The 25397-nt window shown below is 43.5% G+C and carries 21 protein-coding genes, 1 other RNA gene and 1 pseudogene; 22 read left to right on the forward strand and 1 reads right to left on the reverse strand.

Features of this window, described 5'->3' with window-relative positions:
* The first annotated feature begins 132 nt into the window (after window positions 1-132).
* From DMO16_RS03240 to DMO16_RS03280, 9 genes and pseudogenes are all read left to right on the forward strand, one after another.
* Window positions 133-1515: an extracellular solute-binding protein gene (locus tag DMO16_RS03240; RefSeq protein ID WP_061970544.1), complete on the forward strand. Its 1383-nt coding sequence runs from the start codon at window positions 133-135 to the stop codon at window positions 1513-1515.
* A gap of 102 nt (window positions 1516-1617) precedes the next feature.
* Entirely contained in the window at window positions 1618-2472 is an 855-nt protein-coding gene (locus DMO16_RS03245) for a carbohydrate ABC transporter permease (RefSeq protein ID WP_240482296.1), read from the forward strand.
* A gap of 12 nt (window positions 2473-2484) precedes the next feature.
* A pseudogene (locus DMO16_RS03250) lies at window positions 2485-3314 on the forward strand (carbohydrate ABC transporter permease).
* A gap of 110 nt (window positions 3315-3424) precedes the next feature.
* Window positions 3425-4573, forward strand: coding sequence for a GntR family transcriptional regulator (locus DMO16_RS03255; RefSeq protein ID WP_164988840.1), 1149 nt, complete (start codon window positions 3425-3427; stop codon window positions 4571-4573).
* 17 nt (window positions 4574-4590) lie between these two features.
* The gene (locus tag DMO16_RS03260) at window positions 4591-5613 is read left to right on the forward strand and encodes a Gfo/Idh/MocA family protein (RefSeq protein ID WP_129475302.1); all 1023 of its coding nucleotides are present in this window, start codon (window positions 4591-4593) and stop codon (window positions 5611-5613) included.
* Window positions 5614-5629: 16 nt separating this feature from the next.
* Complete coding sequence (locus DMO16_RS03265; RefSeq protein ID WP_061970532.1) at window positions 5630-6763, forward strand: Gfo/Idh/MocA family protein; 1134 nt, start codon at window positions 5630-5632, stop codon at window positions 6761-6763.
* Window positions 6764-6930: 167 nt separating this feature from the next.
* Entirely contained in the window at window positions 6931-7728 is a 798-nt protein-coding gene (locus DMO16_RS03270; RefSeq protein ID WP_061970530.1) for a formate/nitrite transporter family protein, read from the forward strand.
* A 191-nt stretch (window positions 7729-7919) separates the two neighbouring features.
* On the forward strand, window positions 7920-8648 hold the full coding sequence (locus DMO16_RS03275; RefSeq protein WP_074440535.1) for a 5-oxoprolinase subunit PxpA: 729 nt from the start codon (window positions 7920-7922) through the stop codon (window positions 8646-8648).
* Window positions 8649-8746: 98 nt separating this feature from the next.
* Window positions 8747-9367, forward strand: a complete 621-nt coding sequence (locus DMO16_RS03280; protein WP_129475306.1) for an NTP transferase domain-containing protein — start codon at window positions 8747-8749, stop codon at window positions 9365-9367.
* A gap of 7 nt (window positions 9368-9374) precedes the next feature.
* Here the strand turns inward: DMO16_RS03280 and DMO16_RS24535 are convergent, their stop codons facing one another.
* Entirely contained in the window at window positions 9375-9515 is a 141-nt protein-coding gene (locus tag DMO16_RS24535; RefSeq protein WP_206738044.1) for a hypothetical protein, read from the reverse strand.
* 358 nt (window positions 9516-9873) lie between these two features.
* Here DMO16_RS24535 and DMO16_RS03285 point away from each other — a divergent pair, with 358 nt between their 5' ends.
* The 13 genes from DMO16_RS03285 (at window position 9874) to DMO16_RS03345 (ending at window position 25391) form a co-directional block, all read left to right on the forward strand.
* Window positions 9874-12180 (forward strand): DEAD/DEAH box helicase, encoded by a 2307-nt coding sequence (locus DMO16_RS03285; RefSeq protein WP_129475309.1) that lies wholly within the window; start codon window positions 9874-9876, stop codon window positions 12178-12180.
* Window positions 12149-13399, forward strand: a complete 1251-nt coding sequence (locus tag DMO16_RS03290; RefSeq protein WP_129475311.1) for a ribonuclease H-like domain-containing protein — start codon at window positions 12149-12151, stop codon at window positions 13397-13399. Before DMO16_RS03285 ends, DMO16_RS03290 begins: the two co-directional genes overlap by 32 nt.
* Before the next feature lie 373 nt (window positions 13400-13772).
* A complete protein-coding gene (locus tag DMO16_RS03295) occupies window positions 13773-14345 on the forward strand; it encodes an SLOG family protein (RefSeq protein ID WP_129475313.1) in 573 nt (190 codons plus the stop codon).
* Between the two features lie 184 nt (window positions 14346-14529).
* Complete coding sequence (gpsB, locus tag DMO16_RS03300; protein WP_420889640.1) at window positions 14530-14838, forward strand: cell division regulator GpsB; 309 nt, start codon at window positions 14530-14532, stop codon at window positions 14836-14838.
* A gap of 79 nt (window positions 14839-14917) precedes the next feature.
* An RNA gene (rnpB, locus tag DMO16_RS03305) (RNase P RNA component class B) lies at window positions 14918-15310 on the forward strand.
* Window positions 15311-15420: 110 nt separating this feature from the next.
* The gene (locus tag DMO16_RS03310) at window positions 15421-16563 is read left to right on the forward strand and encodes a THUMP domain-containing class I SAM-dependent RNA methyltransferase (protein ID WP_129475315.1); all 1143 of its coding nucleotides are present in this window, start codon (window positions 15421-15423) and stop codon (window positions 16561-16563) included.
* A 445-nt stretch (window positions 16564-17008) separates the two neighbouring features.
* Entirely contained in the window at window positions 17009-17713 is a 705-nt protein-coding gene (locus tag DMO16_RS03315) for a DUF421 domain-containing protein (protein ID WP_206738171.1), read from the forward strand.
* Between the two features lie 82 nt (window positions 17714-17795).
* Complete coding sequence (locus DMO16_RS03320; RefSeq protein WP_129475317.1) at window positions 17796-17990, forward strand: hypothetical protein; 195 nt, start codon at window positions 17796-17798, stop codon at window positions 17988-17990.
* A gap of 121 nt (window positions 17991-18111) precedes the next feature.
* A complete protein-coding gene (locus DMO16_RS03325) occupies window positions 18112-19626 on the forward strand; it encodes a carboxypeptidase M32 (protein WP_129475319.1) in 1515 nt (504 codons plus the stop codon).
* 173 nt (window positions 19627-19799) lie between these two features.
* Window positions 19800-20216 (forward strand): CoA-binding protein, encoded by a 417-nt coding sequence (locus tag DMO16_RS03330; RefSeq protein WP_129475321.1) that lies wholly within the window; start codon window positions 19800-19802, stop codon window positions 20214-20216.
* A 175-nt stretch (window positions 20217-20391) separates the two neighbouring features.
* Window positions 20392-22365: a DNA topoisomerase IV subunit B gene (gene parE, locus DMO16_RS03335; protein WP_240482241.1), complete on the forward strand. Its 1974-nt coding sequence runs from the start codon at window positions 20392-20394 to the stop codon at window positions 22363-22365.
* A 3-nt stretch (window positions 22366-22368) separates the two neighbouring features.
* On the forward strand, window positions 22369-24807 hold the full coding sequence (gene parC, locus DMO16_RS03340; protein ID WP_129475323.1) for a DNA topoisomerase IV subunit A: 2439 nt from the start codon (window positions 22369-22371) through the stop codon (window positions 24805-24807).
* An 83-nt stretch (window positions 24808-24890) separates the two neighbouring features.
* Window positions 24891-25391: a metal-dependent hydrolase gene (locus DMO16_RS03345; RefSeq protein WP_061970491.1), complete on the forward strand. Its 501-nt coding sequence runs from the start codon at window positions 24891-24893 to the stop codon at window positions 25389-25391.
* The last annotated feature ends 6 nt before the right edge of the window (window positions 25392-25397 follow it).

The raw sequence follows: 25397 nt of genomic DNA on the forward strand, positions 1-25397 counted from the left end.
CATTTAAGTTATTGATAGGAACTATTTACTGAAAATTCAGAAAGGAGGCCTTTTTTTATTCAATTTGAAAGCGCTATCATACTTACCTCCAAGAATCTACATACATTCCATTAATATTGAGGAGGGGTTGAAATGAAAGTAAAAAGCTGTAAAAAACTTGCGGCTGTAACAGTGATCGCAGGAAGTGTCCTTTTTAGCTCGGCATGTTCGGACAGTGATTCCGCTTCAGGGAAAAAAACGGCAGGTGATAAAAACACAATCAGCATTACGTTCCGTGATGGTGGAGGAACGAATAAAGGACTGACACAATGGTTGAATAACGACATAATCCCTGCGTTCAAAAAAGAGCATCCAAAAGCAAATATTAAGCTATCGCCCATCAGCGCTTCGGAAGGTGATTATTTTGCAAAGGTTGCGCTCATGCTGAAATCGGACCAATCGGCGCCTGACATCGTGACAGAAGATACTTTTATGGTGAACTCCGATGCCAGCGCAGGGTACCTTGAACCGCTTGATAACAGGATCGAAAGCTGGGATGAATGGGATCAATATATTGATAATGTTAAAAATGGTGTAAAAGCACAGGACGGAAAAACATATGGTGTGCCTTTTAATACTGATTCACGCGGACTTTGGTATAACAAGGAAGTATTTAAAAAAGCAGGTCTGCCGGTGCCATGGGAGCCAAAGTCGTGGGATGATATATTAACCGCTGCTCGAACGATTAAAAAGAAGTCTCCTGATGTGATTCCTATGTGGATGAATTCCGGAAAAGCAACTGGTGAAGCCACATCCATGCAGACATTTGAAATGCTATTGTACGGAACAGAGGATCCTTTATACGATGAGAACAAGCAAAAATGGATTGTTAATAGCCCTGGGCTGGAGGATACGTATACATTCATTGATACGATTTATAAAGAAAAGCTCGGACCGAATTTATCCCAAGTTCTCAATGGGCAGGGTGGAACGATTGCTTATACCCAGCTGATGCCGAAAGGGAAAATCGGAATTGGCCTGGACGGAATCTGGCAGGCTGGGAACTACCGGAAAGACGGGCCCGCTCCTTGGCCAGAGGCATTTGATAAGCTTGGCTTTACGGCAATGCCAACACAAAAGGGGCAAGCGCCTGGAACAACTTCAATGTCAGGCGGATGGGCGTTCTCCATTCCCAAAAAATCAGATAACAAGGATTTATCGTGGGAGTTCATTAAATTTGTTTCCTCAAAAGAAAACAACCTTAAACTGCTGCTGAAAGAAAACAATTTGTCACCGCGTAAGGATGTTTCAAAAGAGAAGGAGTATCTGGATCTGCCGATGTTTAAAGAGGCATCAGAGTTTTTGAAGAACACTCATTTCAGGCCCTCTGTTGATAAATATCCATCTGTGTCAACGGTTATTCAATCAACTGTTGAAGATGTGGTAACAGACAAGCTCTCACCAAAACAGGCGGTTGAAAACTACAAGAAAAACGTAACTCGCGTCGTGGGAAAAGACAAGGTGATCGAACGTTAACTTGTATGGAAAGGAGTGATTCTTGTGGATGCACACCCTGTGATCTCTTCGTCAACTGCGGTTGATGGAGGATCCTCCTCTCGTAAAAAGCAAAACAGAAAGCTGTGGGCCTCCGCTCTATTTTTGCTGCCGGCCTGGTTATTGCTGCTTATTTTCTTTATTGGACCCATTCTTTTAACCTTTTATTTTGCGTTTACCAATTTATCGCTCACAGGCAGTGAGGCACAATCCACACAGTTTGTTGGATTCAGCAACTTCCTGAATATGTTTCAGGATCCCAACTTTCGGATTAGCGTGATGAAGACTGTGATATTTTTACTGTTTTCAGCTATTATCGGACAGCAGGTGCTTGGATTTATTCTTGCTCTTCTGATGAAAGAAAAAAATCCTGCATTTCGGCGTGTGATCGGAATTATTATCATAGCCGGCTGGGTAACACCAGAGATTGTGGTCGCATTCTGCTGGGTGGCATTTTTAAATGACAGCGGAACACTGAATGCTCTGCTTCAGCAGGTGGGCTTAAAGCCTGTAGCCTGGCTTTTCACTTTTCCGATGGCAAGTGTCATTATCGCAAACATCTGGCATGGAACGGCGTTTTCCATGCTGGTCTTTCAGGCAGCGCTTGATGATGTGCCCAAAAGCATTGAAGAGGCGGCAGTGGTAGATGGTGCCTCAAGGTTTCAGGTGCTTTACAAAATTGTATTGCCCATGATCAAAGGTTCAGTAGTAACCAATATGATACTGGTTACTCTTCAAACGTTAGGCGTGTTCACTTTGATCTACGCAATGACTGGAGGGGGTCCTGGAACATCAACACAGACACTGCCTATTTTTATGTACAACCAGGCCTTTGTAAACTATCAGCTCGGATATGGCACGGCCATTTCGCTGATCCTTTTGTTAATTGGAGTGCTTGTAAGTGTACTTTATTTAAAATCGATGAAGGTTAAAGTGTAGGGGGGGAGAATAATGAAACGGAAATCGATAAAGGTTGAAAAAGTGCTGCCGTACAGCATTTTAACGGTGATTGGTGTTTTGTTCCTTCTGCCACTGCTTTGGGTGGTTGTTGCTTCGGTTGATCCCAATGCCAATTCTTCGATTAAAGTGCCGTCAGCATTTACAATGGATAATTTTAAAAGTGTCATAACGGACCCTGTGAATATCCGTGCGTTTATCATCGGGCTTCTTCTTTCAATGGGACAGGGGCTGCTCGTTGTCCTCGTGGCGGGTCTTGCTGCGTACCCTCTATCCAGGTATCAGCTCAGGTATAAAAAGCCGTTTATGTTCACCATTTTATTCATGACCTCTTTGCCAATAACGGCAGTCATGGTCCCGGTTTATCAGCTTTTTATTTATATGAAGCTTCAAGATTCCCTTTGGGGAACAATGTTTTTTTAACAGCTGCCGGCTTGCCGTATGCGATCTGGATGCTGAAGAATTTTATGGATGCTGTTCCGCTCGAACTTGAAGAATCAGCATGGATTGATGGCGCGTCCGTATGGCAAGGACTCAAACGGATTGTGGCCCCCTTAATGATTCCCGGAATTTGTACAGTCGGCATCTTTACCTTTTCAGGAAGCTGGGGCAATTTCTTTGTTCCATATATTTTGATTCAAACACCGGAAAAATTGCCAGCTTCGGTTACCATTTATCAGTTTTTCGGGAACTTTGGCATGGTGGAGTATGGAAAACTTGCTGCCTTTTCGATTATGTATACCTTCCCGGCAATCGTGCTTTATATTTTTTCTCAGCGGTTTATGTCACAGGGCTTCAGCCTTGGTGGAGCTTCCAAGGGATAAATTTACAGAAATAAGCATGAGTGTTAGAATTATCTGACCATTCAGGTATAATAAATATGTATGCGTTTTCCGAATTTTTGTATACATATTTCTGGTTTTGGAGTGGTTTTATGGAGCCTTTATACAAACAAGTCTATCAATCAATCAAAAGAAACATCATGAATGGCAAATACGCGGCAGGCGAACGTGTGCCTTCTGAAAAAGAGTTATCGAACTCTTTTCAGGTGAGCAGAATCACAAGCAAAAAAGCCATCGAACTGCTGGTTACAGAAGGACTCGTCTTCCGCCAGCGTGGAAAAGGCACATTTGTTTCCGACATGAAGGACAGCCAGGAAAGTTCGGAAACTCTCGAAAAAAGTAAAAATAACTTTCTGGTGGGACTTGTCATAACAGATTTTGATGACAGCTATGTATCAAAAGTGATATCGAGCATTGAAGAAGCGGCCGGTGAGAGGTGCTTTGTGATCTTCAAACGGACGCTTGGCTCTGTTGAAAAAGAAGCAGAGGCAATCAGACAGCTGATAGGGTATGGGGTAGATGGATTAATCCTTTATCCTGCTCAGGCGGAGCATTATGGAACGGAAATTTTAAAAATGATTATCGCGGAGTATCCACTGGTTCTGATTGACCGGACGTTTAAAGGAGTCGGGGCAGCTTTTGTATCCACTGACAACATTAAAGCAGCGAAAAAAGGAATGAAACACTTATTTGATTTAGGTCATGAACACATTGGTGTTCTCGCGCCTTCCATCATTGAAACAACCACGATTGTCGACCGTTTTTCGGGCATATTGCAAGCCTATGAGGAACAAAACAAAATCGTGAACCGGCAATTATGGTGTACGGACTTAAAAAAGTCGCTGCCGATTGCCTTCAGCCAGAACATCACGCCTGAGCATGACATTGATATCATCAAGAATCATCTGAAGAAGCATCCGGAAATGACTGCATTGTTCGCGATCGAGCACAATATTGCTGTCCTGGCCAAACGAGCGGCTGACCAGCTCGGTCTGCGTGTACCTGAGGATCTGTCCATTCTTTGCTTTGATGCACACGATAATAATTTAAGCGGTTGGGAATTTACACACCTGCGGCAAAATGAAAGAGAGATGGGACGCTTGGCCATGAACCGCTTAGTGGAGATGATGAACGGAAATCTAGAAATAAAAAAAGAATTTCTGGATGCCCAACTTGTTGAAGGAAATTCGACGTGTTCGATGAACAGAATACCTGTCAAACAAACCAGTAAATCATTTTAACAGGAGTGTGATTGTAAATGATACAAGCCGCAATGCTGAGCCGATGGCATGTTCATGCCGATGACTACGCCAGAGACGCAAACAATAATCCTTCCATTGCCATTCGCATGGTTTGGGATGAGGAGGAAGACCGCGGGAGAAAATGGGCTCAGGAACTGGGTGTGGGATTCGAAAAAGATTTGGAAGTTATACTGGAAAATCCCGAAATTGATGCCGTCATCGTGAATACGCCGACCAACAAGCACAAAGAAATCATTATGGCTGCCATCGAGCACAAGAAGCATGTGTTTACGGAAAAGGTGCTGGCATTTACGACAGCAGAGTGTGAAGAAATTTATGACGCGGCCGAAAAAGCGGGAATCAAGCTGATGGTTTCCCTTCCCCGTTTAACTTCGGATTATTATTTGTATGCACAGCATGCTTTGGATCAGGGCTGGATTGGTGATTTAACCTCGATCCGCTGCCGGCTCGCGCATAACGGGGCGGTTCCCTCAGCTGGCAGTAAAAATGGCTGGCTTCCTGAACATTTTTTTGATAAAGAAGCGTGCGGAGGAGGGGCATTGATCGATCTCGGCGCCCATCCCATTTATTTGACCAACAGACTGGCTGGCCCTGCTGCCTCTGTCACCGCCATCTTTCAGCAAAGCAGTGAAAGAGTGGTGGAAGAGAATGCAACCGTGCTGATTCATTACGAATCCGGGGCTCTCGGAACGATAGAAACGGGTTTTTTATCGGAAAACAGCCCGTTTAAGCTGGAGCTATACGGCACAAAAGGAGCATTGCTCATCGAGGAAAATCAGGTCAGGCTGAACAGCTCTTCTGTTGGGAAAGACGGTTGGATAACTCCAGACCAACTGCCTGAAGCACTCCCTATGCCGATGGAACAATGGATATCCTCCATCGTAAAGGATGAGAAAACAACGATCACAAAAAAGGATGTTTGTGACCTGACTCTCATTAATGAAGCGGCTGAAAAGTCTAATCGTGAAGGACGAAGAATATTGGTTTCTGAAATGAAGGAAGTTCAATTTAATAAATAATTAAGGGGGAACAGATATGTCTAAAAAAATTAGAATCGGAATCATTGGGTGCGGCGGAATTGCCAATGGAAAGCATATGCCGAGTTTGTCAAAGATTGATGAGGTGGAGCTTATCGCTTTTTGTGATATTGAGGAAGAAAGGGCGATAAAAGCAGCCAGGGATTTTGGAATAAACGATGCAAAAGTCTACATCGATTACAAAGAACTCCTTCAAAATGAAGACGTGGATGTAGTGCATGTCTGCACGCCCAATCACTCTCACGCAGAAATTACCATTGATTCGCTTGAAGCCGACAAGCATGTCATGTGCGAAAAACCAATGGCCAAGACGTCGGCCGATGCGAGGCGCATGGTCGATGCAGCAAAACGAACAGGGAAGAAGCTGACTATCGGATATCAGTACAGATTCCGTGCCGACAGCTGGCATTTGCACAAGCTGTGCGAGCGAGGTGACTTTGGAGACATCTATTATGCAAGAGCTCACGCCATCCGCCGTCGTGCGGTACCGACATGGGGAGTCTTTTTAGACGAAGAAAAGCAGGGTGGAGGCTCACTCATTGATATTGGAACCCATTCACTGGATATGACGCTGTGGATGATGAACAACTATGAACCAAAAGCTGTTCTTGGCACGACGTTTCATAAATTAGGACAGAAAAAAGATGCAGCCAATGCATGGGGTTCCTGGGATCCTGACAAATTTAAAGTAGAGGACTCTGCATTTGGCATGATTACGATGAAAAATGGCGCGACCATTTCGCTTGAGACCAGCTGGGCGCTCAATACACTGCATACAGGTGAAGCCCGCTGTACGTTATGCGGAACAGAGGGAGGAGCAGATATGCACGATGGCCTGAGGATCAATGGAGAAGATCTCGGCAAACTTTACACCAATCAAATTCAAATTGATGGAAAAGGCGTTGCGTTCTATGATGCAGACCAGGAAAGCGATGCTGATCATGAAGCAAGACTTTGGATCGATGCTCTCCTGAATAATAAGGAACCAGTGGTGAAACCGGAGCAAGCGCTCGTTGTAACGGAAATTTTGGAAGCGATATACGAATCGGCAAGAACAGGGCAGGCGGTTTATTTTGACGATAATGAAAAGGAAATACCCGATGAAAAAAGAACAGATCAGGTGCTACAATAATTGAATAGCTAAAAAGCGGCAGAGAAGCTCTCTGCCGCTTTTTTTATAGGGGAATTTTAGTTTACATAACACCTTTACAGGTTTATACTTCCTAATATTGGGCTAAATTCTAAAAATATATAAGTATTTGCATTTGGCTTTTAAACTATCAACAGGGAGGCATCACCATGGCATTTAATAAGCCGGATAGAGTTAGTGAAATCGCCATTGAGGCAGGCGTTGATAAAGCACGATCACCGGTATTGACGCTCCTAATCCTCGGTTTCTTAGGCGGAGCTTTCATTGCACTTGGGTTTTTGCTTGATATCCGGGTCAGTGGCAACCTGCCGAAAGACTGGGGAAGCTTTGGCTCTTTTCTTGGGGCAGCCGTTTTTCCGGTCGGGCTTGTACTCGTTGTTCTTGCGGGAAGTGAGTTAATTACGGGCAATATGATGTCTGTGCCAATGGCATTGTACGCGAAAAGGATTACATGGAAAGGCCTGCTGAAGAATTGGGTCTTTGTCACGATTGCCAATTTGATCGGAGCACTTTTTGTGGCCTATTTTTTTGGACATGTAGTGGGACTGACGGAAACAGGACCTTTTCTCGCTAAGACACTGGCCATTGCACAGGGAAAACTGGAAGAGTCGTTTTTCCAAACGTTAATTTCAGGTATTGGCTGCAACTGGCTCGTTTGTCTGGCCATTTGGCTGGCGTATGGAGCTGATGATGTTGTCGGGAAAATTTTAGGAATCTGGTTTCCAATCATGGCGTTTGTAGCTATTGGCTTTCAGCACGTGGTCGCTAATATGTTCCTCATTCCGGCTGCAATCTTTGCCGGTTATTACACATGGATGGATTTCATCGCAAATGTCATCCCTACCTTTATTGGTAACATAATTGGTGGAGCTGTATTTGTAGGATTCGTTTACTTTTTTACCTACCATAAAAATATAAAGGACAAAGCGAAAAGAAAAATTTCCTAAAGTGTTCGAATAGCTCTTGCGAAGAATCGTAAGAGCTTTTTTGTTTGGATAATCTCACACGTGTGTTTGGTGGAGCAAAGAAATGGTGTTAGAAAACCTTACATATAACATGAAACGAGGTAGGATATGTTATATGCTCAAGTTACTTAGGAAAACTTTCTAAACGGGGATGATGGCGTGTGAAAAAAGAGATGGATTTAAATTGTGATGTTGGAGAAAGCTTTGGGATTTATCGATACGGGGCAGATGAAGCCATGATGCCTTTCATCAGTTCTGCCAATATCGCCTGCGGATTTCATGCAGGAGATCCACACGTCATTAAAAAGACCATTGATCTTGCCGCTTCTTATGGCGTACGCATAGGAGCCCATGTTGGATTTCCGGACCGGGCAGGATTTGGAACCCGCGAAATAAAAGCAAAAGCTCAGGAAGTCTATGATTATATCATCTACCAGCTTGGTGCCCTGGATGGGTTCTTAACAATAGCAGGATTGTCCATGTCACATATTAAGCTTCATGGTTCCCTCTATATGATGGCTTCGGAACAGGAAGACATTAGCTGTGCCACCATTGAGGCGATTCAAGCGTACAACCCTGAACTGGATATTTATGCATTGCCACGGTCAGAACTGAGCATAAGGGCAGACCAGGCTGGATTACGGGTCATGAATGAGTATTATGCTGATCGGCCATATGGTAAGAATGGTGAAAAACGATTTGGATGGTGCGAAGAGGAGATCGGCAGCCCTTTCGAAATTGCTGAAACGGTTTTAAAGGTACTCGACCAGGATTCATATGATTTACAGACCGTTTGTGTACATAGCGATACACCCGATGCCCCACATATTATGAAACTGGTTCACAATACACTTTTTCATGCTGGGTGGAGTATCCGCTCATGTAAAAAACTCTTGGTCTAGCCAAGAGTTTTTATTTTCCGTAATAAATTGAGGTTCTTTACTTATACATATGATTAGTGCTTTTTCATCAATATACTATCAGAAGGTGATATCAATTTATGCGAAAAATGTTGGGGATTTATTTGGCAGCAGGATATAGCCGGAGGATGGGTGTAAATAAACTAGCTCTTCCTTTAAAACACTCAACGGTAGGAAGCCTGGGTTTGGAAAATGCATTGAGCTCAAGACTCGATGACATAATCGTTGTTGTAAGAAAAGAGGATGATCTTGACTGGTTAGATCCTGCCCTAAGAGGCAATACGAAAAATAACGGCTTGAATCTTGTCCGTTGCGGAACTGAAAACCACGGGCAGGCAGAATCATTAAAAACCGGCATTAAGCAAGCGATACAATTACAGATAGATGCTATAGTGATCATGCTGGCGGACCAGCCTTTTGTAACGAAAGAAATAATTGAGGACTTGATTAATCAGTATGAAAGGTTTGATCCTCCATTTGTTGCGGCCCGTTTACAGGGGATTATTCAGCCTCCCGTTCTGTTTTCCAGCCGTGTTTTCCCCAGTTTGCTAAAGCTTGAGGGAGACCAGGGTGCAAAATCTCTTTTTGCAAATCACCAAATCGGACAGGGATCATTTATCGATTTTAAGGATGACCGTTTATTATTTGATGTAGATCAAATAAAAGACTATGAAAAAGCAATAAAATATACATCAAGTTGAACCTGTCTCAACCGTTATCTGTTGCCATCTTGCGAAGAAAAATCAGCAGCTTTTCAAGCCATTCAAGGTCATACTCGATGTTGCTTCTGGCGTGCGAGTAATAAAGTCTATGTTTTCCGAGACTTTTTCGCTGTAAATTCCCCACCATTCAGGCATTTGAGAATCATATAGCAGTTGAAATCTCTTTTTTGTCCGTTCAACGCTTTCTCCGTAAGATCGATAATTTTTCCGAGGTCTGCGTGTTTTTAAAAAAGAAGAGAGGCATATAACGAACGGAGATTACTAAAGTTTTGGAAGCTTTTATAAATGTCTTTTTTAAGGGCATCACGCCCCTGACTTCCTTCAATGAAATAATCTCTTTATTCATAAAATCGTCCCTCCAAATGTAGCATTTTTCAATCTGGCATGCTTCATTTCATACTCTAATTAGAGTATATATGTCAAATGAAAAGTTAATGGTTTTCTTGCGAACGTTTATTCGATAAAATAGGAGATGAGGTGACGATATGGAAATCAAAAAAACAATGCAGGAATTGCTTGCATTATTACGAACGGAGCCTTCTATTTCAAATCAGATTGTTCATTGGGAAACCATCGAAGAAAAAGAGGCGGTAACAGGAGCAATTCCTGACTCCCTTCATTCACATATAAAGAAAGCATTGAAAGACAGGGGGGTAACCTCTCTGTATTCACATCAGCTTACGGCGTTTCAAACTTCGCTCGAAGGAAAGAGTATTGTAGCTGTAACACCAACGGCATCCGGTAAAACGCTGTGCTACAATCTCCCAGTGCTCCAGGAGATTGCCAATCATCCTGATAGCCGGGCATTGTATCTTTTTCCGACCAAGGCGCTCGCTCAGGACCAAAAAGCAGAAATGAACGCATTCATTGATGCGATTGAACTGGATATTAAAAGTTATACGTATGATGGGGACACACCGGCCAACATCAGGCAGGTTGTCCGAAAAGCAGGTAATATCGTAATGACCAATCCGGATATGCTGCACTCGGCGATTTTGCCGCACCATACGAAATGGGTATCTCTGTTTGAAAATCTGAAATATATCGTGATCGACGAGCTTCATACATACCGCGGGGTGTTTGGCAGCCATGTAGCCAATGTAATCCGGCGGCTGAAGAGAATTTGTTCTTTCTATGGCAGCAATCCGATTTTTATTTGCACATCAGCCACCATCGCTAACCCGAAGGATTTGGCTGAAAAGCTGACAGGATCACCCATGAAGCTGATTAATAACAACGGGGCCCCAAGCGGCAGGAAACACTTTATTTTCTATAATCCGCCTGTCGTAAACAAGCCGCTCAATGTAAGGAAATCGGCCACCTTGGAGGCAAGGGATCTGGCAGGATACTTTCTAAAAAACAAGATACAAACCATTGTGTTTGCACGGAGCCGGGTACGGGTTGAAATTCTTCTTACGTACCTTCAGGAACTGGCCAAAAAGGAGTACGGCATGAAATCCATCCAGGGATATCGTGGCGGTTATTTGCCAACCCAGCGCAGGGCTATTGAAAGAGGGCTGCGCAATGGGGAAATCATGGGCGTTGTTAGTACGAATGCCCTGGAACTTGGAGTGGATATCGGTCAGCTGCATGCCTGTATTTTGACAGGGTATCCAGGATCGATCGCGAGTGCCTGGCAGCAGGCAGGACGGGCCGGCCGCCGGCAGGATGAGTCTGTGGTCATCATGGTCGCGAGCTCAAGCCCAATGGATCAATACATCGTCAGCCAGCCGGAGTATTTTTTCGACCGTTCTCCCGAATCCGCCCGCATTAATCCTGAAAATCTCATTATTCTGGTGGATCATGTGAAATGTGCCGCCTATGAGCTGCCCTTTGGTGAAGGGGACACATTTGGAGAGGTTGAGATTGAGGATATCCTTGAGTTTTTAACAGAAGAGCAGGTGCTTCATCACCAAGGGAAACGTTTTTTCTGGATGAACGATTCCTTTCCTGCTCATAATATTTCTCTGCGCTCGGCTTCACAGGAAAATGTTGTGATCGTCGACCAGAGTGATGTGGCGAACGTAAGGATCATTGGTGAGATGGACCGGTTCAGTTCCATGACGCTTCTGCATGAAGAGGCCATTTATCTGCATCAGGGTGTTCAGTATCAAGTGGAGAAACTGGATTATGAGGAAAAGAAAGCCTATGTAAGAGAAGTGGATGTAGATTATTTTACGGACGCAAATCTTGCAGTTTCGCTGAAAGTACTTGAAGTCGATAAAAACACCGTTTTACAAGGTCAGGAAAGGGCGTTTGGGGAAGTTACGGTCAACGCCATGGCCACGATATTTAAAAAAATCAAATTTGAAACGCATGAGAATATCGGTTCCGGACCGATCCATTTGCCTGAAGAGGAGCTTCACACGTCAGCGACATGGCTGGAATTTGACCGGAAGTCATTTGATGATGTGGCTGAAAGCTCCATGGAACAGGGCCTGATCGGAATTGCCAATGTGCTAAAGAATGTAGCTCCGTTGTTCGTGATGTGTGACCCAAGTGACCTGCATGTAGTGCCGCAGATTAAAGCGGTCCATTCGGGCAAGCCGACTATTTTCCTGTACGACCGCTATCCTGGTGGCATCGGCTTGAGTGAAAATGTGTATAAGATCTGGGACACCGTCATCAGTGAAGCGTACCATGTTATTGACACCTGCCCTTGTGAGTCAGGATGTCCTTCCTGTACCGGCACCATGCTTGAGGGCGAAAATGCGAAAGAACTTTCGCTTAAGCTGCTGAAAAAAGTAAGGAGAGATCTCCATGTCGATGCAGTCCAAACTGAAGCGCTTTAAGAAGCATCTGGTTTCGGAGAAAAAAGCCCCCGTTATCAAACCCCTTCCAGTTCAGGATATCGAGCATGGTGAAACCTGGGCATCATTTGAGACGTCTCCCTACTTTTATGAGGATGCATTTTGCCTGATCAGAGAAGTTCGTTATCCCATCAACCACCGCTGGGGGCGTTATTCTTTTGAAGAACTGAAAGGAGTAATGGAGGGATGGAAGCAGGCGGGTGATGGCCATCCGCTGTCGTCCGGCCAGCTGACCCCCTCTGATCTTTTGTTTTTCGATACGGAAACGACGGGTTTAAGCGGAGGAGCGGGAAATACAATATTTCTACTGGGCCACAGCCAGGTGGAAGACCAAGAAGTGAAGGTGAAGCAACACTTCCTCCCGGGGCCGGGTGCCGAAATAGCCATGTACCACTATTTTTTAACGCAAGTGAAAGAACTGAAGAACTTGGTCACGTATAACGGAAAATCATTTGACTGGCCACAGGTAAAAACACGACACACGCTCATTCGTGACTTTGTCCCATCATTGCCTGCCTTTGGTCATTTTGATCTGCTGCATGGTTCGAGAAGACTGTGGAAGAGCAGTTTGGAATCCGTTCGGCTGTCTGTGGTTGAAAAGGAGATTTTGGATGTAAAGCGGGAGCATGACACGCCTGGATACCTGGCGCCCATGCTTTATTTTCAATACCTGAAGTACAACGATCCCGAACTTGTAAAAGGGATAATGACCCATAACGAATGGGATGTACTTTCTCTGATCACCCTTTATATTCATATTTCCAAACTCTTGCAGGGCAGCGGCACACTAATGACCACCGTGGAACAATATGAGAGTGCGAGATGGTATGAAGCGGTTGGACAGCATGAACTGGCGCTGCAAAAATACAGCGTGCTTCTTGCGACTGAAAACAGCCATAGCCGGCTGGCCAAAAAGGCGGTTGCAGCTCTGTACAAAAAACAAAAACGCGAAGATCTTGCCGTACCGTTATGGGAGGAATTATGTAAGGATGCTCTGCAAAATGACGAAACTCCCTTTATTGAATTATCTAAATGGTACGAACATCAGAGAAAAGATGCTCAAAAAGCCCTGCATTTTGCAGAGGCGGCGTATGGGGTTTGGAAAAACAAAAAACGGCTTTTAAAACGGACGGAAGAAAAGGAAAAGGCGGCCTTCGGAAACAGAATCCAGCGATTAAGAAAAAAATGTGAATTGTGCTAAAAAAATATAAATTTTGGTGGATAAATGTATTTTAATCTTGTCCTGTATTGTGTAGAATAGGAATGGAGATTTTCATAGGAAAATAATAATTTATTCCCCAGGCAAGCGCAAAAAGTGCGCCGCTTTGACGAAATTCGCAAAAAATGATAAGTGTGTGTAAAAAATTGGGGAATCGGACATTTTCCTGTAAAAATATACTAGTATATTATGTAATGGAGAGATGTTTCCGTGAGGCAATGGGTTTTGTTTGCTTTTTTTCTTGTTTTGGGTCTAACGTTGTTTGTTGCAAATGAATTAAGTCATGCTACGTGAGGGAACTAATCATTTTTGATTGGTTCTTTTTTTGAAATCTGGAGTAAAAAAGGTGAAGTTCATGGTAAAAAATCTGCTGGTAACTGGATATAAATCCCATGAACTTGGGATTTTTAAAGAAAAAGATCCCGGGGTACACTATATTAAAAAAGCGCTGGAAAAACAGCTGACCGCATTGCTCGAGGAAGGATTGGAGTGGGTAATCATCAGCGGCCAGCCAGGGGTGGAGATGTGGGCAGGAGAAGTGGTTGTCGCTCTAAGGGATAAAAGCTATCCGGAACTTAAATTGGCAGTCCTTACTCCTTTTCTGGAGCAGGAAGCAAACTGGAATGAGGGCCGGCAGGAGCAGTATCATTCTCTCCTCGCGCAGGCAGATTTTGTTGAATCGATTTCCAACAAGACGTATATCAGTCCCAAGCAACTTGCTGCAAAAAACGGGTTTCTCGTGGAAAAAACGGATGGCATGCTTGTCTTATACGATGAAGATACGCCAGGGACGCCCCGTTTTTACCTTGAACCGGCCAGGCGCAGGCAAGAAAAAGACTCGTCCTACGAAATACTATATATCACACCGTATGACCTTGAACTGATTTATCAGGATGAACAGGATCAAAAGGGGCAATTTTGGGAATGAAGCAAGCCGGCTGAGAATAGAAATTGACTTTTTCTATAACATTTGAAAAAATATAGGCTAGATTAATGTATTTGCAAGTCGTTCAATAGGGTATGCAACGGTGTTTTAAGCTTTACAAGTGTAAAGCATGGCTTTACACCGTAAAGTATAAATGAAAACAAGCTAAAATATTGAGGTGAGACCAGTGAATGGTGAAAAGCGATTGAATTTAACAGCGAAAGAAATTCTGGAAAAAGATTTTAAACAAGGGTTCAGAGGTTATGATCAGGATGAAGTCGATAAGTTTCTTGATTTGATCATTAAGGACTATGAGAACTTCCAAAAAGAATTTGACAAAGTAATTCAGGAAAACAACCGACTTCGAAAAGAAGTTCAGAATTCTTCTGAACAGACAAGAAGAGTTCCTACTTCATCAATGAACATCAATTCTGATATTCTTCAGCGCTTATCGAACCTTGAGAAGCACGTGTTCGGAAGCAAGTTATACGATTGATTCAGCTATTATTATCCATTTGATTTTTAATCCGTATCCTGTTATACTGAATTTTGCTTTGATAAATTACAAACTAATAACGTTCGGGTAATCGCGGCATCTTTTTAAAGATGTTGAGGAAAGTCCATGCTCGCACGGTCTGCGATGGCCGTAGTGTTCGTGCCTGGCGAAACGATAAGCCAGGGTATTCCGGTTTCGACTGGATTAACGGCAGGGAACTCACCTAAGTCCTTTTGGATATGGTGACACTACCTTTAAAGTGCCACAGTGACGTAGTCTTTTCGGAAACGAAAAGAGTGGAACGCGGTAAACCCCACGAGCGAGAAACCCAAATTATGGTAGGGGAGTTTTCTTCGCGGAAATGAACGCGAAGAAGAACAGATGTTAAAGCCATCTGGAGATAGATGATTACCACCGGAGTACGAGGCGGCAGCCGCATGCAGTACAATGGAACAGAACATGGCTTACAGAACGTTATTGGTGACACTTAACAAATGAGAGGGCCCTAGAGGCCTTTTTTATTTTTACATAAGAAATTTAGGGTATATTAGTACTGGAAAATCAAACATAAGGAGATCTCTTATGAATTTAACGTATATTGCGACGGCAGCCATGGGGCTGGAATCTCTTGTTGCCCATGAGGTGAGAGACCTCGGCTTTGAAGATGTAAAAGTGGAAAACGGAAAGGTGATCTTCAAGGGGGATGAATCCGCCCTTTGCAGATCCAATCTCTGGCTGAGAACGGCCGACCGCGTAAAGCTTTTGGTTGGTGAGTTTAAAGCAGAAACGTTTGATGAATTGTTTGAACAGACGAAGGCGCTTCCCTGGTCGGATTTTATCCCGGAGAACGGCGAATTTCCGGTGATTGGCAAATCGGTAAAGTCCAAATTATTCAGTGTGTCTGATTGTCAAGCGATCGTAAAAAAAGCGGTCGTGGATCAAATGAAGAATGCCTATCAGAGAGAAACCTGGTTTCCGGAAGATGGTGCCCTTTACCGGATCGAAGTGGCTCTGTTAAAGGACGTTGCTACACTGACGATTGACACGAGCGGCACCGGACTGCACAAACGGGGATATCGGGCGCTTCACAGTGAAGCACCGTTGAAGGAAACGATGGCTTCGGCCCTGATTAAATTAACCAACTGGACCCCGGATAAACCGTTTGTAGACCCGTTTTGCGGTTCCGGAACCATTCCTATTGAAGCTGCCATGATTGGCCAGAACGTTGCACCGGGTCTGAACCGGGAATTTGCATCCGAAGAATGGTCCTGGATTGATAAAAAGGTTTGGTATCGGGCTGTTGAAGAAGCAAATGATCTGGCGAAATATGATACCCCACTTGATATCCAGGGTTCAGACATTGACCACAAGATGATTGAGCTTTCCATTAATAATGCAGAGGAAGCGGGTTTCGGCGAATTTATCACGTTCAAGCAGATGCAGGTGCGGGACTTTACCACAAGGAAAGAATACGGGTATGTCATTTCCAATCCGCCATATGGTGAGCGGATCGGTGAGAAGGAAGAAGTGAAACAGCTTTACCGTGACATGGGTAATGCATTCCGTTCGCTTGAAACGTGGTCAGTTTATGTTATCACCTCCAATGAACAATTTGAGCAGCTTTACGGAAGACCTGCTACCAAGAAGCGAAAGCTGTACAACGGCCATATTAAAACCGATTACTACCAGTATTTTGGCAAGAGACGCCAAGAAGCTAAAGCGTAGCAAGGGTTTTAAGGGTTTTATGTCGTTTGGTTAATGTAATATTTAAAAAGTAATTTGGTGACCACATTATTTTTCTAAATCATTTTAGGAAAAGGATGTGGTCTTTTTTGTTGCAGAATACCGATACTTATTACCACACACGATTACAATGTACAAAACCGGCTCTGAAATGACATATGTTCCTTTACGTACACTTTCTAATGCCGCAAAAGCTGACTTACACGTGTCTTTTCACTACAACGCATTAGCTGGAAAATGGAATTACAAACAAATAAATAGATACATAATTAATAACCCATTCGACTTAGGAATGGGTCAGATTGTATAAAACGCCTTTTTACGGGGAGGGCTTGTTTCATTAAACGGCTTCTTTTTTACACTAGATATATATAGGAATAATAAGCCTTAAAACAACGGATACTTTGATTGGAAAGGTGTGAAAGATGTGCATTTTTTTTATGGTCAAGATTCGTTGTCAATTTTTCAATGGATAATAAGAGCCGTTTTTTCTTTTTTCTTCTTATTGTTATCAACAAAAATCATGGGTCAACGTTCGATATCTCAGTTAAGATTGCTTGATTTTATCATGGCTATCTCTATTGGTAACATCATTGCCCATCCTTTGTCAGACCAACACCTTAGCATGAAAGGAGCAATGGTCACCATAAGCGCACTAGTCTTTTTATATCTAATCTTAATAGTCTTAAGTCTTAAATGGTCACCATTCACAAAGTTTATTGATCCTCCCCCGTTTACACTTATAAAGGATGGAGCCATTTATTATAAAGGACTACGTAAAGCCCGAATTCCACTTGATATACTACTATCCGAATTAAGAAAAAAACAGATAGAGGATCCTCAAAAAGTTGCATTAGCTTTATGGGAACCTGACGGGACTATTTCCTTTTTTTTAAAAGCCGAATATAATGCACTAACCCCTAAGGATTTAAATATAAACATACCATCCTTCAAACATCCCATAACCCTCATCAAGGACGGACAGGTTGATATGAATCATCTTAAGAAAATTGGCAAAGATGAGGATTGGTTAAAAAAACAAATTAAAACAGAATATAGTGTAGAACTCAGCCAAATATTATTAGCTACTATAGATACTAATAACCAACTAACCGTATTTTTATATTACTAAATCATCTGGACCGCCAAGAAGCTAAAGACGGGATGTCATGAAGAATTCGTAATTGGTCCATACTGTTACAGAGGTGATAGAAATGGACCAGAAATTGGATTATATTCTTCAGCTGAAGCATGCGTATGAGAATATCAAGGCAATATCGGAACAGCATGGGGAGCCTTATGGTCAAGCATTAATCGAAGCTGATGATGCACTGAAACAGGCGCTATATTTCGAATTTGGCATTTGTGGAGAACACGGGGTATCGGCCTACATGGAACGATTGCATTAATACACAAAGAGAAAACAGTCCAAGCCGGGCTGTTTTTTTGCTGTAGAAGGATTTTTTTATTTTCCGGCGAATAGTAAGCATGGTATGGTTAGTCTACTTAGATATAGAGAGGAAGAAAAGAATGTCAAAAATCTTGCAAACAGTGGAGAAGGAATTTTTAGAGTATGTAAAAAAGATGACGCATTTGAATGAGGCGGTAGGCCTGATGTATTGGGATCTTCGTACAGGAGCTCCCAAAAAGGGTGTCAGCCAGCGTTCAGAAGTCATTGGCACACTATCCGCTGATGTGTTTTCCATGTCCACTTCGGAACAAATGAAATCATACATAGATGAATTATGTCAAGAGCAGGTATACAGCTCGCTGTCTGATGTAACCAAAAAGACACTTGAGGAAGTCAAAAAAGAATATGAACGAAATACGAAAATTCCTCCTGAAGAATTCAAAGAGTACGTGATCTTGCAGTCGAAGGCGGAAAGTGTATGGGAAGAAGCGAGAGAACAGTCTGATTTCGCCATGTTCCAGCCTTATCTGGAGAAGCTTGTGGATTTCAACAAACGCTTTATCGGATATTGGGGATATGAGGGCAACAAATACAATACCCTTTTGGATATGTATGAGCCGGGTGTAACTGTTGATATCATTGATGCCACATTCTCCAAGCTGCGTGACCGTATTGTTCCCCTTCTGCAAAAAATTACAGAAGCCGGAAAGCCGGAAGCTTCATTCCTTTTTGAGCAATTTCCAAAAGAAAAGCAAAAGGAATTCAGCCTTAAGGTATTAAAGGAGATGGGCTATGATTTTCGAGCTGGCCGTCTGGATGAAACGGTTCATCCATTTGCGATCGGGCTAAATCCTGGTGACGTGCGTGTAACGACCCGTTATGTAGAAAGTGATTTCAGAACAGCTGTGTTTGGAACCATTCATGAGGGCGGACATGCTCTATATGAACAAAACCTTTCAGAAGAACTGGTTGGTACACCGCTCTCTACGGGCACATCAATGGGAATTCACGAGTCACAATCCCTTTTTTGGGAAAATTTCGTTGGCCGGAACCGTGGCTTCTGGAAGCACCATTATGCTTCTCTCAAAAAATATGCCGGCACGCAGTTTGATCAAGTGGACCTTGATACCTTTTATAAAGCCATTAATATTGTGGAACCTTCTTTCATTCGTATCGAAGCGGACGAGATGACATATGCGCTTCATATCATTGTCCGTTATGAAATTGAAAAGGGATTGTTCAATGATGAAATTGAAGTGAGGGATCTGCCACGCATCTGGAATGAGAAAATGCAGGAGTACTTAGGGGTTACACCGGAGAATGACAGCCAGGGTGTGCTTCAGGATGTTCACTGGTCCGGAGGAAGCTTCGGGTATTTTCCATCCTACGCTCTCGGTTACATTTATGCAGCCCAATTGAAACAGGCTTTGGTGCAGGACCTTCCTGAATTTGACGAGTTGCTCGAAAAAGGAGAACTGAAGCCAATTCAGAAATGGCTGAGCCGAAATATTCATCAATATGGAAAAATGAAAAAGCCGATGGAAATTCTTCAAGACGTAACGGGAGAAGGATTGAATCCAGATTATTTGATCCGTTACTTTGAGGAAAAATATTCTTCCATTTATTCACTTTAATCGTTCCCAGAAAGCCGGAATCCCGACGGAGCTTGGAAGCTTTCGGTTGATTTTCTCTACCGAAAAGGCCTAACCCGTCATGGGACGGCTTTTTTTATGTGTTTGAAAAGTTGAATTTCAGTCGATATATAAGGTATAAAATGAAATTTTTTATATTTAAGGGGGAGAAGAGAATGCGTTTTGAAAATCCAACCGATGAAGAAATCAGGAATATCTTAAAAAACAAAAAAAGGATCGCTGTCGTGGGACTGTCTGACAATCCCATGAAAACCTCCTATATGGTCAGCTCCGTTATGAGGGATGCCGGTTATGAAATCATCCCTGTCAATCCGGCCGTGGATGAAGTGTTCGGGATTAAGGCTGTGAAAACCTTGCAGGACATTGAAGGCCATGTGGATGTTGTAAACGTATTTCGCCGAAGTGAGTATTTACCCCAAGTGGCAAAGGATACCGTAGCGATTGGAGCGGATGTTTTTTGGGCACAGCTCGGTCTTGCCAATGACCAAGCATATGATTATCTGAAAGAACACAATGTGATTTCCATCATGGATAAATGCATCAAAGTAGAGTACGCCAGGCTAGCCAGATAGGTCTTAACCACCCGTTATGAAGGGGTGGTTTTTTATATAAGTTCAAAAGGTTTTTGCACGATTGAAGCAGAAAAGATAAAATAGAAAGCGGTGTACGTAATTTTTGATTTCTGGAATAGAAACAAATGTTCTGGTATGATTAGTTTATTGTATGTTTGTGAAGGGAGAAAGTGTTTTGGCTAGTAAACCACATTTAGATTACAACGATGACGCCATTCAGGTATTAGAAGGCCTGGAAGCGGTCCGGAAGCGACCCGGGATGTATATCGGGAGCACAGACAGCCGCGGGCTGCATCATCTCGTTTATGAAATCGTAGATAATGCCGTCGATGAAGCACTTGCTGGGCACGGCAAAAATATATACGTCACGATACATAAAGATAACAGTATAAGTGTTCGGGACGAAGGACGTGGCATGCCAACGGGGATGCATAAGATGGGAAAACCAACGCCGGAAGTCATCCTGACTGTGCTTCATGCGGGAGGGAAATTTGGTCAGGGAGGCTATAAAACATCCGGCGGACTGCATGGTGTTGGAGCATCTGTCGTTAACGCGCTGTCTGAATGGCTTGAGGTGACGATTCACAGAAACGGAACCATTTATCAACAACGCTTTGAGTTTGGCGGAAAGCCGGTAACTACACTTGAAGAAATAGGTACTACCAGGAAAACGGGTACCATCATCCACTTTAAGCCGGATCCGGCCATTTTCAGTACGACCAACTACAATTATGAAACGTTAAGTGAGCGCCTGAGAGAAGCAGCTTTCCTTTTAAAAGGGGTAAAAATTGAGCTCAGTGACAAACGAAGCGGCGAGAGTGAAAGCTTTCAGTATGATACAGGATTGGAAGCGTTTGTTGGCTACTTGAACGAAGATAAAGATGTTCTTCATCCGGTGGTCAGTTTTGAAGGTGACCAAAATGATATCGAGGTCGACTTTGCGTTTCAATTTAACGACGGATATGCAGAAAATGTCCTCTCTTTTGTAAATAACGTCCGGACAAAGGATGGCGGAACACATGAATCCGGAGCAAAGACGGCCATCACCCGGATCATGAACGATTACGCCAGGAAAGTTTCTCTTTTAAAGGAACGAGATAAAAACCTGGACGGTTCAGACATTCGTGAAGGATTAACCGCCATTGTTTCTGTACGGATCCCGGAGGAGAAACTTCAGTTTGAAGGACAGACGAAAAGCAAGCTTGGAAGCAGTGATGCACGCTCGAGTGTAGACAGTGTGGTTTCAGGCCATCTTTCCTATTTTCTCGAGGAAAATCCGCAAACGGCTGATATGCTCATCCGAAAGGCTGTAAAAGCTGCTCAGGCCCGCGAAGCGGCCCGTAAGGCAAGAGAAGATGCGCGTAACGGCAAAAAAAATAAGCGGAAGGAAACGATGCTTAGCGGAAAGCTTACTCCGGCTACCTCCAGAAATCCGGCTAAAAATGAGCTCTATCTCGTAGAGGGTGACTCTGCCGGAGGATCAGCCAAGCAAGGACGGGACCGCCGGTTTCAGGCGATTCTACCGCTTCGTGGTAAAGTCATCAACACGGAGAAAGCAAAGCTAGCCGACATTTTCAAAAATGAAGAAATCAATACAATTATCCATGCTTTAGGTGCTGGTGTAGGGTCTGATTTTACCGAAAAAGACTTGAATTACGAAAAGGTCATCATCATGACGGATGCGGATACGGACGGAGCCCATATTCAGGTGCTGCTTCTGACGTTCTTCTACCGCTACATGAAGCCGCTCATTGAGAACGGGCGTGTGTATATCGCTCTTCCGCCCCTGTACAAAGTCAGCAAGGGAAGCGGAAAGAAAGAGATCATCGAATATGCATGGGATGATGATGAGCTCAAAGAAGCCCAAAAGAAGGTGGGTAAAGGCTATATCATCCAGCGGTATAAGGGTCTTGGCGAGATGAACGCCGATCAGCTGTGGGAAACTACGATGGATCCGGAAACCAGAACATTGATCAGGGTGAAAATCGATGATGCGGCCCGTGCAGAAAAGCGGGTGTCGGTTCTGATGGGAGATAAAGTTGAGCCCCGCAGAAAATGGATCGAAGAGCATGTCGAATTTGGTTTAAATGAGGATACCAACATTCTTGATAACGAAAACTTATCAGATCAGTATCCTGAGGAGGTTTAGATTTTGTCAGTATTAGAACGTTTTATGGATCTTCCGCTCGAAGAGGTGATCGGTGACCGCTTTGGGCGTTACAGTAAATATATCATTCAGGACCGAGCCCTTCCTGATGCAAGGGATGGATTGAAGCCGGTACAGCGACGTATTTTATACGCGATGTTCCAAGAAGGAAATACAGCTGAAAAGCCGTACCGCAAATCAGCAAAAACCGTCGGAAACGTCATCGGCAACTACCATCCGCACGGGGATTCGTCTGTATATGAAGCGATGGTACGGATGAGCCAGGACTGGAAAGTAAGGAATGTGCTGATTCAAATGCACGGAAACAACGGAAGTGTTGACGGAGACCCTGCAGCAGCCATGCGGTATACCGAGGCGCGCTTGTCCTCCATTGCTTCAGAACTGCTTCGTGATATTGAAAAGAACACGGTGGAATTTGCTCCGAACTTTGATGATACGATTGAAGAGCCGGTCGTTTTGCCAGCTAGATATCCGAACCTTTTGGTCAATGGTTCTACAGGAATCTCAGCAGGTTATGCGACCGATATTCCTCCCCATCACCTGGGAGAGGTAATCCATGCCGTTACGATGCAGATTGAAAACCCGGATGTTACGCTTGATGAATTGATGACCGTCATAAAAGGGCCTGATTTTCCAACTGGCGGAATTGTCCAGGGCAAGGAAGGAATTCGCAAAGCCTTTGAAACAGGAAAAGGCCGTGTCATCGTGCGCGCGAAAACAGAGATCGAGGAAATTAAAGGCGGACGGCAACAGATCAGGATTACGGAAATTCCATATGAGATCAATAAAGCGAATCTCGTCAAACGGATTGATGAACTTCGCCTCGACAAGAAGGTGGAAGGCATTGCTGAAGTGAGGGACGAAACCGACCGAACCGGAATGAGGATCGTTATTGAACTGAAGAAAGAAGCGCATGCTGAGGGTGTGCTGGCGTATCTTTTCAAAAATACAGATCTTCAGGTTTCCTATAACTACAACATGGTGGCGATTCATAATAAGACGCCGAAGCTGATGGGCCTCAAGCACATCATTTCAGCTTATGTCGACCATCAAAAGGAAGTTGTGACGAAACGCTCACAGTATGATCTCAACAAAGCCAATGAGCGGCAGCATGTGGTGGAAGGGCTGATTAAAGCTATTTCCATTCTGGACGAAGTGATCCGGATTATCCGCGGTTCCAAAGATAAAAGAGATGCAAAAAACAATTTGATTCAGCAGTATGACTTCACGGAGGCACAATCAGAAGCCATCGTGACCTTGCAATTGTACAGATTGACCAATACCGATGTGACGACCCTTGAAAAAGAAGCAAAAGAGCTTGAAAAGAAAATCGCTCATTTGACGGGTATTTTGAAAAGTGAGAAGAAACTGTTCAACGTTATAAAAAAAGAGATGGAAGAAATTAAAAAGAAGTACGCTGATGAACGCCGGACAGTCATTGAAGATGAAATCGAAGAGATTAAAATTAATATGGAAGTGATGATTCCATCTGAAGATGTGATGGTTACTGTAACAAAAGACGGCTATTCCAAGCGTTCTTCTCTTCGTTCTTATTCCGCTTCCAACGGTGAGGCGCCTGGCATGAAAGATACAGACCGTCTGCTTTTGGCCGAACAATTAAATACAACGGATACGTTGCTGATGTTCACCAACAAAGGAAATTACATTTATATGCCGGTTTATGAACTTCATGAAGCCCGATGGAAAGACATGGGCCAGCATTTGGCGAACATGGTCGGATTTGACCGGGATGAACAATTGATCAAGATTATGCCGATTAAAGAATTTACAGATAATCAGTACCTCATCTTTTTCACAAAACAAGGAATGGCCAAAAAGACTGAACTCTCTTCCTACAAAGCACAACGCTATAACAAAATGCTGATGGCCATGAAGGTGAAGGGAGAGGATGAAGTGGTCGATGTGCAGCTGACGAGTGGAAATGATGATATTTTTATCGCTACTCACTATGGATATGGGCTATGGTTCGGTGAGAACGAAATTAATGTAGTGGGACAGCGTGCAGCAGGTGTGAAAGGCATTAATCTGAAAGATGGAGATTTCGTTGTCAGCGGCAAATCGTTGCAGGATAAAGAAAAGGCATCACTCGTATTGATTACACACCGCGGGGCAGTCAAGAAAATGAAGATTACGGAATTTGATAGAACAACGAGGGCGAAAAGAGGCCTCGTTATGCTGAGGGAGCTTAAGAGCAATCCGCACCGCGTGGTTGATGTGGAACTTTCAGAAAAAGATGCCGTATTGGACGTAAAAACGAAGAATGGAAGTATGGTAACAGTGGAGACCGGAAAGTTAAAGAACGCAGACCGGTATAATAACGGATCCTATCTTGTGGACATCAGCGACTCTGGAGAAGTGGTTGAAGTCTGGAGGAAGATTGTGACTGAAGAAAACAAAGAGTAGCGCTTTGCTGCTCTTTATTTCTTTTACATAATTAAGTTTACCAACATAATATTATGTTAACTAACAACTAGAAAAGGTGAATAATGAAAGGCAATACACATTTAATGGGAGGATTGGCCGCGGCAGCATTGGCCAATCAATGGATAGCAGGACCAACTTTATTGGATCATCAGCTCATTTACTATGGGGCAGGAATTTTGGGGAGCCTACTTCCTGACCTCTGCCATCCCAATTCATGGGCAGGACGGAAAACAAAACTAGTTTCAAAACTAGTGAGCAAGACCTTTGGACACCGGACCATAACGCACAGCTGGATTTTTATTATGGCTGTCATCTGGGTGTCTAATCTGCTTGATAAAAGTTACAGCACGGATATAAAATATGGATTATTGGCAGGTGTAATCAGCCATCTCATATTGGATGCCTGCACGACCAGGGGAATTCAGTTTTTATATCCGATACATATTCGATTTCGTTCACCCATCTACACGAAAACAGGGTCCCCTGCAGAGACGGCGATCTCAGGAATCTTGATGATCGCAGCTTGTGCATTGCTGGCGAAAGAGCATATTTTTCATATTTAAAAAAAA

Origin of the sequence: Fictibacillus sp. S7 (genome assembly GCF_004127935.1) — a bacterium.
In the GTDB taxonomy this organism is placed as follows: Bacteria; Bacillota; Bacilli; order Bacillales; family Fictibacillaceae; genus Fictibacillus_C; species Fictibacillus_C enclensis.